The sequence below is a fragment of the Chryseobacterium camelliae genome (assembly GCF_030818575.1).
Lineage (GTDB): Bacteria > Bacteroidota > Bacteroidia > Flavobacteriales > Weeksellaceae > Chryseobacterium > Chryseobacterium camelliae_A.
Map to the genome: position 1 here is coordinate 3013321 of NZ_JAUTAL010000001.1, position 14284 is coordinate 3027604.

Below are 14284 nucleotides of genomic sequence, written 5' to 3' on the forward strand. Positions count from 1 at the left end.
CTTCCCTTATGGTTTATAGTTGTAATTGTAGTTTTTAATAGTGCGCAGCACATAGTTTCCGGTTGTATCTTTTTCCCGGACTTTTACCTCTTTCAGCCTGCCAAAATCATCGTACTGATAGACTTCCCTGATGCCGGATGGCGGAGTAACAGATGTTACCCCGATCAAAGGGTCGTGGGTATAGGTAGTAACCAGTTTTCCTTTCAGTGTATCATCTTTTCTAAAATTACTCAAAGCATCAAGTAAAAGATTTTCTTTGGTTGGGTCTGATGCATCATCATTGGAAGCAGAGACTATGGAATCAGGAGAAAGCGCTGCCACCAGGTCATCGTATTTTATCCCCTCTACTTTAGCAATAACCTCATTGTTGCTATATCCGTAAATAAAGCTTACCGGCGTGCCATCATTGGTAGTGTACTGAAGGATGTTCCCTTTAGCATCATATTTATCGTACGTTATATCGGTGTAGTTGCTTGTTCCGAGCTTGTCGTATGACCTGTCCGATAATGGAACGACTAAGTTTCCGGATTGGGACGTAGGCAGCGATGTAGGATAGAGGGTTTCTGACCTGGCAAGGGTTTTAGTAGCATTCCCCACAGTTTGGGTAGTGACTGTTTCCAGCGGTATACCAATCACGTTCCTGTCAATCATCAGCTGGTTGCCTTTCTCGTGGGCGTAGCTGTAATTGGTTTCGGTTATAGTGCCATCCGCAGCAGTAACCTTTTGCCTGCTAAGCTGGTAATTGACCGGGTTATTATAAAAGTACTCCGTCTGTGTAAGGACAGGTACACCATTTTGGTAGTCGGTTTTGTTCTGGGATTTCAGGTAGGTGCGGTATGATATTGTGCGGTATTCATTGACATCCAGATTTTCAATATATGGTAAGCTGATTGTAGTCCCTACTGCTTTTCCGTAACACGCATGATCGGAATTAGCAACATCATACTGAGTACAGTTATAGGTGGTTGAAGTCTGGCAGGTATTCAGATCATTCCTCCTGTGCGTATAGTTCTTGAATATAAAAGTGCTGGCATCATCTTTTTCATACGTTTTATCGATGCGCTGTACGGGCTCTATGCTGTTATCGGCTTTCTTCACCAACAATTGTGCTGTGACTTCATTTCCATTATTCCACCCGTGGTTGGTATATGGGGTATTAAGTATCTGGTTAGATCCCCAAAGATGCGAGCCGGAATAATCTCTGTTAATGGTGAATTCTTTTGTTTCACCCCCTCTTTCAAACTGATCTCCTCCGTAGCTTACAGTGACATATTTGTAAAATGTAGAAGTATTTTTATCCGTATCATAAAGCGGAAGCAGGCTGTTTGACGTTAACGTGATGATCTGCTTTGTTATGATGGAACAGGCAGATGTGTTTTCTCCGCCTTGGCAACTTTCAGATGATGAATAGGTATAGACAAAATAAGGATCGGTCCCTTTATCTCCGGATGAATGATCCTTATCATTGAGCGGCCCGTAATAATACCTGGTGTACCTTGGAGCAGAAGAAGGAGCATCATAATCGTTCGTAGACTTTATCCTGATACCTCCGGTCTCCAGATTCGTGTCAAATACCTGTGGTGCAGTAGCAAAATATTTGGCATCTATATCTAAGTACGTACACCTTGAAGCGGACAATTTCAAGGTATATGTGGTACCTGCACTTGCATTAAAGTAAATATTGCTCGTTTGGTTAGGTGTGAATTGATACGATGATCCATAGTTGGATGAACCACCGTTACCTGAACCTTGAAAACTACCCCCTCCAACTATTTCTACACGTCCAATCGGATTATGGGTCTGCTCCTGTTCGTTGCAATTGCCATTGAAATTACTATAGCCTGATAGCTTGATGGGCTGAGCAACAGGTGACGTTATCGAATACGTCTGAGTTACTATTCCTGCGACACTGTTATTGGCAGCCGTCATATTCAGGGTAGTATATGGTGGATTAACCGTTTTAGTCCCCCAATAGGTATTTGATTCGTAATCAAGTTCTGTATATCCTTTCGTTGGATAGGTAATCTTTCTTAAAAGTCCTATTTTGGCAAAATTAGGATCAGGGCTTTGATCTGCGTTAGAATAGTTAAAAGTGTCCAGGTTATAATCTTTAACCAAGGGAAGTAATGTTGTGTTGGCTTTGCCATTATAGTAGCCCCAATAATCCCTTTGCAATGACAGCCTCGCAGGAAGTTGCTCAGGGCTTACATAATCAAACACATAAGATTTATTCGGATCTTTAAAAGTAACTGCCGTTAAGAAATTCCTTTTGTTATCGGTATGTAAATAACTGAGTCCAACCTGTTCGATCACATTCCCATTCTTATCAGTCTGTAAGATGGTTTGAATTTTTTGGTTTCCATCGACATCAATATTGGTAGTATTTGTGCTATATGTAAAAGTAATAGAACCATCTACCGGATTGTTGCTGCTGATTGTCTTAATCCTTTTACCCTGGATATTTAAGAGATTCTGCATGACTACGCTCGCAGCACCGCTGGGTGTTTGAATTGCTGCACCTAAACAGGTCGTGTACGGCGTTGTGACATTATAATTTTGAGATTGGGAGGAGACATAATCCAGATACATGGATTCATAGGTAAAATAGATTTCATCACCTTTGGGGTGTACGATTTTGGTCAGGTACCAGGCTGTTACGCCAATGTTAGGAAGCTGGTGCCCGGCTCCCGTTGTTTTAGAATTGGTAATTTCTTTTTCTTCAAAATAATATTTCTCACCATCGTCTTTGGTAATGGAAAAACCATTGGTCGTCTTCTCAATCTTCAGCGCTTTCTGATCGATAAGGTGGATCTGGTTATCCCTGTCATAGAAAAACTTACCTGAGACATCATTAAAATTAAAGGAATAGATATCCGCCTCCATATCAATGCCGTCACTTGCGTTTCCTACGTTATAGATGAAATTCTGAAAGGCTGGTGTATTATTGGCAGCAAATGCATTGGCCGGAACCTGTAGTTTTTGGGATGTATCATCAGGCTTATCCCTCACCGTCCTGGATATAACACCGCCACAATTCAGGCCCCAGCCCAATCCTACATTGGTAGAAACTTCATCTAATCTAAGTCCGTTGGAACCGTAAAAAAGACTAAGCGGAAGTTCAATGTTATTGGTTTTAAAAGATAGTAGAGGAACTGAGACATTAGCAGTACCGGTAAATTGACCGACAGGTACATTCCCATAATTACCTAAGCTGTAGGCTGTGGGCGAAGGAGGAATTATATTGGCAATATTGATATTGCCGTTAGTGGCTTGCTGCTGGGCATTCAAGTTGCTCATAGCAAGAAGTAAGAATCCAAGTGGAAGTAAGGTTCTTTTCATCTGAGTTTTATTTCTTTATTAGTTTAGCACTTGCCGTTTTATTGTCATTAGTTTTTACACTCACCAGGTAAGCGCCCTGAACCAAGGCCTGGGTGTTGATCTTCGTCACCTTGTTTTTAGTCCTGATGCTCTGAAGCTGCCTTCCGCCCATATCATATACGCTGATCTCAGCATCAAACACGCCAGCTCTCTGGTCCTCAAGCCCTATTTCTACGTACGCGTAATCTGAGACCGGGTTCGGGTAGATCTTAATATCCGCCTTCTCAATCAGCTCATCAATCTGGCTGTCGCCAAGCTTCACGATCTTCCAGTTTTCCTTTCCTAATTCCTCTGCACTGGTTCCTGCCAGGATAATGGAGCCGTCACGGTTCAGCTTAATATCTGATAACCTTTCCTCTTTCTTGCTGGATTCTCCCTTCACATGCTTGCGCCACTGTTCACTGCCATTCTGGTCCACATACAGCATCCAGAATTTTTCATCATTGGATTCTATCCTTCCTTCTGCCTGCGTGTAACCGCCCAGTAAAATACCTTTTGTTGTATCTTGCCCATCTTGATTCTTGGTTCCTGACTCTTGGCTCTTGGTTCTTGACTCTTGTCTCTTATTCACCACACTCATGCCCATCAAGACATCCCGGTTCTTAAAGTTGTAGGATTTCTGCCAGGCTTCTTCCCCTCTTTCATTTAAAGCGATCAGCCAGATATCAGTTCCTTCTTCTATCCCTACGGTTTTATTGCCTGATCTTTCTGATCTGGATTCACCACCGATGAGATAGCCGGTAGAAGTCAGGGCTAGAGTTCTCAAATGATCGTCTGCCTTACCTCCGAAATTCTTTTCCCACTCAACCTTGTTGTCTTTGCTCAGCTTGACAACCCAATAGTCGCCTTCGCCGTAGTTATCAGTCTTCTTTGATCCGTTAGCGCCGCTTCGGGAATACATCCCTACCAAAACGCCACCATCTGTAGTAGGAATCATTTTTTCCACTTCATCTAATCCTTTGCCTCCTAAAATCAATTGGGAAAGTTCTTTGCCATCTTTGTCTAAACGGACTATTAAGGCATCCTTGGACCTGTATCCTTTTTCGGAGTTCTGGGTATTTCCGGCAACAAAAAAGCCTAAATCGGTTCCTTGTACAACGGCTTTAGCTTCCTCGTCGGAGACAGTGCCGATGGTCTTCTGCCATATCTCTTGTCCAGCGCTTCCAAGCCTTATGAGCCATAAATCACTGCCACCTTTAGAATCATCCTTCTTATCCAGGCCTTTGCCTGAAAAACTCGTCCCTGCAATAAGATATCCTCCCTCTTGTGTATTGACCGTAGCCGAAAGAAAATCATGGTTCTGCCCTGAAAAGTATTTTTCCCAGACCTGTTCTCCTGCTTGATTTAATTGAACCAAGTGATAATCGAAACCATTGTTTTGATTCTTTCCAGCAATACGTTTTTCTGATTGGATTGAACTGCCGCTAATTAGGTACTGCTGATCAATGGTGGTAGTTACCTGTGATAGGAAATCTTGCGAAGAAGATTTAATATCTTTCTGCCAGAGTACATTCTGAGCTGATAGCTCCCAAGTAGCACATAACAAGATGATGCCTGAATAAAGTTTTCTCATATCTATTGAGTTTGATGTTATTATTATTGTCTTTCAATTTTATTAGCTTAAAATTTTTAATACCTGTCCTACCAGCTATTATACTCTTGATCTAAATCCCTAAATAACCTACTATTATAATTTAAAATCAGAAGGTGCGGGACTAAATACAAACTGATTGGAGGTACTGCGAAGAACCCGACTTCTAGATTGACTTAGCCCGCACCCATATTGTAAGCACGGGCGTAAGTCTATCGAGTTTAGAAGTCAGAAGATTCGCAGTTTCCCAATCTAACACGATAGCTTACGCTATGTTTTCGTTAAAAATTTCGGGACAAATATAATGATTAATTTCCTAGCAAAACATCCGGGTTTTCACGGTAAATGCATCCGTGATTTTACGGATCTATTTTTCGGTTAGATAAATCAGGTAGTATAAACAAAAATACCCCGGTAAAACCAGGGTATTCTTATGTATGTAAGGGAAATCTTAAGCTTGTACGTTGTTTCCTCCCAATACGAAAGGCTCAACTTCTTTGATTTCTCCGAATTGCTGCTCGTAGTTAGCGATGTTCTGCTGAAGAGCGCTTAATACTCTTTTAGCGTGAAGCGGAGCAAGGATCACTCTTGATCTTACTTTCGCCTGCTGAACCCCCGGCATTAACTGAATGAAGTCTACAACAAACTCAGATGGAGAGTGGTTTACCAATGCTAAGTTAGCATAGATTCCAGCTGCTACCATTTCGTTCAGTTCAATGTTAATGTTCCCGTCTTGTGGGTTTTGATTTTGATTGTCCATGTCTTTTTTAAATTTTTTAGATGTTAGATTTTAGAAGTCAGATTAAAAACTTCGGTTGCAAATGTACAATTCTAATTTTTAAGTCTGACTTCCAATTTCTATATTTTAGTTAATATCTTCGAATTCTTTTCTGGAACCTACGATCACATTCTGGTATTCCTTAAGACCTGTACCTGCAGGGATTCTGTGTCCCACAATTACATTTTCCTTAAGGCCGTTCAGGTCATCTACCTTACCGGCAACCGCTGCTTCATTAAGCACTTTGGTAGTTTCCTGGAAGGATGCGGCAGACATGAAAGATTTCGTCTGAAGCGCTGCTCTGGTGATCCCCTGTAATACAGGTGTAGCCGTAGCAGGCAAAGCTTCTCTTACCTCAACCAAAGCCTGGTCTTCACGCTTCAGTTTGGAGTTTTCGTCTCTCAGCTCTCTTGCAGTGATCATCTGACCCGGCTTGAATACCTTGGAATCTCCTGCATCTACCACTACTTTCAGTCCGAATACTCTGTTGTTTTCTTCTAGGAAGTCATATTTGTGCTCAAGGGCTCCTTCAAGGAACTGGGTGTCTCCACCGTCAACGATAGATACTTTGGTCATCATCTGTCTTACGATGATTTCGAAGTGCTTGTCGTCAATTTTTACCCCCTGAAGACGGTATACTTCCTGGATTTCATTAACAAGATATTCCTGAACAGCGGTAGGGCCTTTGATTCTTAAGATATCATCCGGAGTGATGGATCCGTCGGAAAGCGGTGAACCTGCTCTCACGAAGTCATTCTCCTGAACCAGGATCTGGTTGGAAAGTTTTACCAGGTAAATCTTTCTTTCCCCTGTTTTAGCCTCAACGATCAATTCACGGTTACCTCTCTTGATTTTTCCGTAAGATACCACCCCGTCGATTTCTGTCACCACTGCCGGGTTGGAAGGGTTTCTTGCTTCGAACAATTCGGTAACTCTCGGTAGACCCCCTGTAATATCCCCTGCTTTCGCAGATTTTCTAGGGATCTTGATCAGGATTTTTCCTGCTTTGATCTTCTCACCGTCATTAACCATCAAGTGGGCACCAACCGGTAAGTTGTATGACTTCTGCTCCACTCCTTTAGAGTCTACTACTCTCAGGGTAGGAACGGCTTTCTTATTTCTGGATTCAGAGATTACTTTCTCCTCGAAACCGGTCTGTTCGTCAATTTCAAGCTGGAAGGAAATACCCTGGATGATATCTTCATATTCAACCTTACCGGATGTCTCTGCAATGATTACCGCGTTATACGGATCCCACTTACAGATTATATCTCCTTTCTTCACTTTATCACCCGGCTTCACAGCCAGTACGGAACCGTAAGGAACGTTAGCCACCATTAACGGAGTTCTTACTTCGTTATCAGCTACTAACCTGAATTCCGTTGAACGCGATACCACTACTTCAGCAGTGTTTCCGTTTTCATCTTCAGAAGTAATGGTTCTTACTTCATCCATTTCAACGATACCGTCTCTTCTTGCAACGATAGATGGGTTTTCAGATACGTTTCCTGCGGTACCTCCCTGGTGGAAGGTTCTCAGGGTAAGCTGTGTACCCGGTTCCCCGATGGATTGGGCAGCGATTACTCCTACTGCTTCACCCATATGGATCATCTTACCTGTTGCCAGGTTTCTACCGTAACATTTTGCACAGATTCCTTTTTTCGCTTCACAGGTTAACGGAGACCGTACTTCAACGGCTTCCAGTCCTGCTTCTTCGATTCTCTTGGCAACGGCTTCAATGATTACCTGATCTGCTTCAGCAATCAGCTCATCAGTTTCAGGATCATAGATATTGTGAAGGGATACCCTACCTAAAATTCTTTCGGAGATCTTTTCAACGATCTCGTCATTCTTTTTAAGGGCAGTAACTTCTGTTCCTCTTAAAGTACCACAGTCGTTTTCGGTAACGATAACATCCTGTGCAACGTCTACCAGCCTTCTGGTCAGGTAACCGGCATCCGCCGTTTTAAGAGCGGTATCCGCAAGACCTTTACGGGCACCGTGGGTAGAGATGAAGTACTCAAGGATCGAAAGACCTTCTTTAAAGTTTGCAACGATCGGGTTTTCGATGATTTCCGCTCCGGTAGATCCGGCTTTCTGCGGTTTTGCCATCAACCCTCTCATTCCGGATAACTGACGGATCTGTTCTTTGGAACCCCTCGCCCCGGAATCAAGCATCATATATACTGAGTTGAATCCACCCTGATCGGATTTCATTCTGCTCATGATCATTTCCGTCAATCCGGCGTTGGTGTTCGTCCAAACGTCAATTACCTGGTTGTAACGTTCTGTATCGGTGATAAGACCCATGTTATAGTTGGCTCTGATCTCATCTACATTCTCTACAGCCTGGGCAATCATCTGCTTTTTCTCTACCGGTACCACAATATCACCCAATGAGAAGGAAAGACCCCCTTTGAATGCATTGGAATACCCTAGGTTCTTCATATCATCCAGGAACTTCACTGTGGTAGGGAAGTCTGTATCCGCAAGGATTTTACCGATAACGTTTCTTAATGACTTCTTGGTAAGAAGTTCATTAATATATCCTACTTTCTTAGGTACAATCTGGTTGAACAGGATTCTACCTACAGAAGTTTCAATTAATCTTGTTACAAGTTCTCCGTTTTCTTTAACCGGCAGTCGGCATCTTACCTTAGCATTTAAAGATACTCTTCCTTCTGCATAAGCGATTTCCGCTTCTTCCGGAGAATAGAAAGCAAGGCCTTCACCTTTCACTTTATAATCATCCGTAGAGCTGGCTTCTTTGGTCATGAAATAAAGACCAAGAACCATGTCCTGAGAAGGTACGGTGATCGGAGAACCGTTGGCCGGGTTCAGGATGTTCTGAGATCCCAGCATCAGTAACTGTGCTTCAAGGATGGCTTCAGGGCCCAGCGGTAAGTGTACCGCCATCTGGTCACCGTCAAAGTCAGCGTTGAATGCCGTAGTTACCAACGGGTGAAGCTGGATTGCTTTCCCTTCGATCATCTTAGGCTGGAATGCCTGGATCCCAAGTCTGTGGAGCGTAGGTGCCCTGTTCAAAAGAACCGGGTGTCCTTTCATCACATTTTCAAGGATATCATATACTACAGGCTCTTTTCTGTCGATGATTCTCTTGGCTGATTTTACAGTTTTTACAATTCCTCTTTCGATCAGTTTTCTGATGATGAACGGTTTGTACAATTCTGCCGCCATATCTTTGGGGATACCACACTCGTGAAGCTGTAAATTAGGACCTACAACAATTACGGAACGTGCAGAGTAGTCTACCCTTTTTCCTAACAAGTTCTGACGGAAACGTCCCTGCTTACCTTTCAATGAATCTGAAAGTGATTTCAGCGGCCTGTTGGATTCAGATTTTACAGCAGATGATTTTCTGGTGTTATCGAATAGTGAATCTACAGATTCCTGAAGCATACGCTTCTCGTTTCTTAGGATTACTTCCGGAGCTTTGATCTCCAACAGTCTCTTAAGACGGTTGTTTCTGATGATTACCCTTCTGTAAAGGTCGTTAAGGTCAGAAGTAGCGAAACGCCCTCCATCCAAAGGAACCAATGGTCTCAGTTCCGGCGGGATTACAGGAAGCACACGCATGATCATCCACTCTGGCTTATTGATCATCCTTGTATTGGCACCTCTCAGGGCTTCTACAACGTTCAGTCTTTTTAAAGCCTCAGTCCTTCTTTGTTTAGAACCTTCATTGTGTGCTTTGTGTCTCAGGTCGAAAGACAAGGCATCAAGATCGATTCTCTTCAAAAGATCTTCTACAGCTTCAGCACCCATTCTGGCGATGAATTTGTTCGGATCTGAATCATCAAGGTATTGGTTTTCCACCGGAAGGGTTTCCATGATATCCAGGTACTCTTCTTCAGTAAGGAATTCCATTTCCTCAAAATCCGAACCGTCCAGTTTTTTAGCAATACCCTGCTGGATCACTACATATCTTTCGTAGTAGATGATCATATCCAGCTTTTTGGAAGGTAATCCTAAAAGGTACCCGATCTTGTTCGGTAAAGAACGGAAATACCAGATGTGTGCAATAGGAACTACAAGATTAATATGCCCGATTCTTTCTCTTCTTACCTTCTTCTCAGTAACTTCCACTCCACAACGGTCACAAACGATCCCTTTATAACGGATCCTCTTGTATTTACCACAGGCACACTCATAATCCTTTACAGGACCGAAGATTTTTTCACAGAATAACCCGTCTCTTTCAGGCTTGTGTGTTCTGTAGTTTATGGTTTCAGGTTTTAAAACCTCTCCTCTCGATTCCTGAAGAATAGATTCGGGTGAGGCCAAACCGATTGAAATTTTATTAAATCTACTTGATTTATTTTTATTTGACATTTGTTAGATTTTAAATTTTAGATTTTAGATTTTAGATTAATTTCCGAATGTTTCCATTCAGCATTGATAATTTAAAATTTAAAATTATTCCTCTAGTCTTACGTCTAATCCAAGACCTTGTAACTCGTGGAGCAATACGTTGAAAGATTCCGGAATACCTGGTTCAGGCATTGCTTCCCCTTTAGCAATTGCTTCATAAGTTTTGGCTCTTCCAATTACGTCATCCGACTTCACAGTAAGGATTTCCCTAAGGATGTTGGATGCACCGAATGCTTCAAGAGCCCAAACCTCCATCTCTCCGAATCTCTGACCTCCGAACTGTGCTTTACCTCCTAACGGCTGCTGCGTAATCAATGAATACGGACCGATAGAACGTGCGTGCATCTTATCATCAACCATGTGACCCAGTTTCAGCATATAGATTACCCCTACGGTAGCCGCCTGAGTAAATCTTTCTCCGGTACCTCCGTCATACAGATACGTATGTCCGAATTTAGGAAGACCTGCCTTTTCAGTATATTCAGTAATCTGATCAAGCGTTGCTCCGTCAAAGATCGGCGTCGCAAACTTCATTCCCAGCTTCTGACCTGCCCATCCTAAAACGGTTTCGTAGATCTGCCCGATGTTCATACGGGAAGGTACCCCAAGTGGGTTCAGTACGATATCCACCGGTGTTCCGTCTTCCAGGAACGGCATATCTTCCTCACGAACGATTCTTGAAACGATACCTTTGTTACCGTGACGTCCTGCCATTTTATCCCCTACATTTAGTTTACGTTTCTTAGCGATGTAAACTTTAGCCAGCTTCATGATACCTGCCGGTAGTTCATCCCCGATGGAAATAGCGAATTTCTCACGGTTCTTAACTCCCTGAATATCGTTAAACTTAATTTTATAGTTATGGATCAGCTGTTTGATCAATTCGTTTTTATCTGCATCAACCGTCCAGTCTGAACCGCTTACATTCACGTAATCTTCAACTGAAGTCAGTAATTTGTGTGTGAATTTCACTCCTTTACCGATGATCTCTTCATCAAGGTCATTTTTAACCCCCTGAGAAGTCTTACCGCTTACCAGCGTATTTAATTTTTCAATTAATGTATTTCTCAGATCATCAAACTTAGCTTTGTAGGTATTTTCAATCTCTTCAAGCTTCAGTTTTTCTTCAGTTCTCTTCTTTTTGTCTTTGATATTTCTGGAGAACAGCTTCTTATTGATTACCACCCCTCTCAGTGAAGAGTCAGCTTTCAGTGAAGCATCTTTCACATCACCGGCTTTATCACCGAAGATCGCTCTAAGGAGTTTTTCTTCAGGAGTCGGGTCAGATTCCCCTTTCGGAGTAATTTTACCGATCATGATGTCTCCAGGCTTCACTTCAGCACCGATTCTGATCATACCGTTCTCATCAAGATCTTTGGTGGCTTCTTCGGAAACGTTAGGAATATCCGCAGTCAGTTCTTCCATACCTAATTTGGTATCACGAACCTCAAGGGAATATTCATCTACGTGGATTGAAGTAAACCAGTCTTCACGTACTACTTTTTCGTTGATTACGATCGCATCCTCAAAGTTGTATCCTTTCCAAGGCATGAACGCAACCACAAGGTTTCTACCCAGAGCTAATTCTCCTTTTTCGGTAGCATACCCGTCGCAAAGAACCTGTCCTTTTTCTACCACATCACCTACTCTTACGTTTGGTCTCAGGGTAATGGTAGTACTCTGGTTGGTTTTTCTGAACTTGGTCAAGTTATAAGTCTTGGTAGCAGACTCGAACTGTACTAAATCCTCGTCTTCGCTTCTTTCGTATTTAATAGTGATCTTATCAGCGTCCACATACTCTACAGTACCGGTACCTTCAGCATTGATCAGGATTCTTGAATCTCTTGCCACCTGCTGCTCAAGCCCTGTACCTACGATCGGAGCCTGCGGCTTCAATAACGGAACGGCCTGACGCATCATGTTGGATCCCATCAATGCACGGTTCGCATCATCATGTTCCAGGAATGGAATCAATGAAGCGGAAATACCGGAAATCTGGTTTGGTGCCACGTCGATAAGGTCAACCTGGCTAGGCTCCACTACCGGATAGTCACCATCCAGCCTTGCGATAATCCTGTCTGTTTCAAATTCACCGTTATCGCTCAGTTCAACGTTTGCCTGGGCAATTACTTTAGATTCTTCGTCTTCCGCATTCAGGTAGATCGGATCAGAATTAAGATCGATTTTGCTGTTCTCTACTTTTCTGTATGGAGTTTCGATGAAACCAAGCCTGTTGATTTTTGCATAGATTCCTAAAGAGGAAATCAAACCGATGTTTGGTCCTTCCGGAGTTTCAATCGGGCAGATTCTTCCGTAGTGGGTATGGTGAACGTCACGTACCTCGAAACCTGCTCTTTCTCTTGATAAACCACCAGGCCCTAGTGCAGACAATCTTCTCTTGTGAGTAATCTCTGACAGTGGGTTGGTCTGGTCCATGAACTGAGAAAGCTGGTTGGTTCCGAAGAAGGAGTTGATCACCGACGTTAATGTCTTCGCATTAACAAGGTCCAGCGGAGTAAAGATCTCGTTATCTCTAACGTTCATTCTTTCCTTGATGGTTCTTGCAATTCTTGAAAGACCTACCCCGAACTGTCCCGCAAGCTGCTCACCTACAGTTTTAATTCTTCTGTTGGATAAGTGGTCGATATCATCAACCTCAGCTTTAGAGTTTACAAGCTCGATCAAGTGTCTTACGATTGCGATGATATCTTCTTTAGTAAGAACTTCAGTTGTAGTAGGAATGTTAAGACCTAATTTTTTGTTTAGCCTGTAACGTCCTACCTCACCTAATGAATACCTCTGCTCAGAGAAGAATAATTTTTCAATAATTCCTCTTGCCGTTTCCTCATCTGGCGGATCTGCGTTTCTTAACTGACGATAGATATATTCTACCGCTTCTTTTTCAGAGTTGGTAGGGTCTTTCTGTAATGTATTCTGGATGATAGAGAACTCATTGCTGTTTTCTTTGTGAATCAAAATAGATTTCACACCGGCATCAAGGATCAGATCCAAATGTTCTTTTTCAAGAATAGTTTCTCTATCCAGGATGATTTCGTTTCTTTCGATAGAAACCACCTCACCTGTATCTTCGTCTACGAAGTCTTCGAACCATGTGTTCAGAACTCTCGCAGCCAATGTTCTTCCTTCTACTTTTTTCAGGGCAGCTTTAGAAACTTTCACTTCTTCAGCAAGGTCGAAGATCTGAAGGATATCCTTATCAGATTCATAACCGATCGCTCTTAACAGGGTAGTTAAAGGTAATTTTTTCTTACGGTCGATATACGCGTACATTACGCTGTTGATATCGGTTGTAAATTCCATCCAAGATCCTTTAAAAGGAATAATTCTTGAATAGTACAGTTTGGTTCCGTTAGCGTGGTAAGTCTGCCCGAAGAATACACCCGGTGAACGGTGCAACTGCGTAACGATAACTCTTTCAGCACCATTGATGATGAAAGAACCACTAGGCGTCATGTAAGGAACCGGGCCTAGATATACATCCTGAACCACAGTCTGGAAATCTTCGTGCTCAGGGTCTGTACAATATAGTTTAAGTCTTGCTTTCAAAGGCACTGAATACGTCAGTCCTCTTTCCACACATTCATCGATGGAATATCGTGGTGAATCTACCAGGTAATCCAGGAATTCCAATACAAACTGGTTTCTGGAATCTGTAATAGGGAAGTTTTCCTGAAAAGTCTTGTAAAGACCTTCGCTTCTCCTGTCTTCAGGAAGGGTATCCAGCTGGAAAAACTCTTTAAAAGACTCGATCTGGATGTCCAGGAAGTCCGGAGTGATGATTTTTCCTTTCGCCGATGAGAAATTGATTCTCGGATTTCCCTGAGTTGCTGTTTTTGTTTTACTCATAAAACTTTTAAGAAAGGGTTAAAAAATATTTTGATTCATTAAAAAATATCAGAAAAGAACTGAGAAACAAGGCAAAAGCAGTAAGGTAAGTGTTTTTGGCGCTCACGAAAGACCTTGGCTTCTTTACTTTGTACTTGGCTCTTTCTAACTGCAACACTGGTATATCTTTTCACAGCGTAATGCAAAATATTTTTATCACTTCTGAGGCTGTAACTTCCTGCAACCATAAATACGAAAGCCCTTCCATCTTAATGAAAGAGTCTGGGTTTTAGTATTTT

General features: G+C 42.4%; 5 protein-coding genes. All 5 read right to left on the reverse strand.

Going from position 1 to position 14284, the window contains the following annotated elements:
• Positions 1-6: 6 nt before the first annotated feature.
• The gene (locus QE404_RS13800) at positions 7-3339 is read right to left on the reverse strand and encodes a hypothetical protein (protein WP_307451392.1); all 3333 of its coding nucleotides are present in this window, start codon (positions 3337-3339) and stop codon (positions 7-9) included.
• A gap of 7 nt (positions 3340-3346) precedes the next feature.
• Positions 3347-4951, reverse strand: a complete 1605-nt coding sequence (locus QE404_RS13805; protein ID WP_307451393.1) for a T9SS type A sorting domain-containing protein — start codon at positions 4949-4951, stop codon at positions 3347-3349.
• Between the two features lie 469 nt (positions 4952-5420).
• Positions 5421-5729 carry a DUF3467 domain-containing protein gene (locus tag QE404_RS13810; protein WP_034685220.1) on the reverse strand — a complete coding sequence of 103 codons (309 nt, stop codon included), beginning with the start codon at positions 5727-5729 and terminating at the stop codon, positions 5421-5423.
• Between the two features lie 105 nt (positions 5730-5834).
• Complete coding sequence (gene rpoC, locus QE404_RS13815) at positions 5835-10100, reverse strand: DNA-directed RNA polymerase subunit beta' (protein ID WP_307453945.1); 4266 nt, start codon at positions 10098-10100, stop codon at positions 5835-5837.
• Positions 10101-10184: 84 nt separating this feature from the next.
• The gene (gene rpoB / locus QE404_RS13820) at positions 10185-14006 is read right to left on the reverse strand and encodes a DNA-directed RNA polymerase subunit beta (protein WP_307451396.1); all 3822 of its coding nucleotides are present in this window, start codon (positions 14004-14006) and stop codon (positions 10185-10187) included.
• Between the last annotated feature and the right edge of the window lie 278 nt (positions 14007-14284).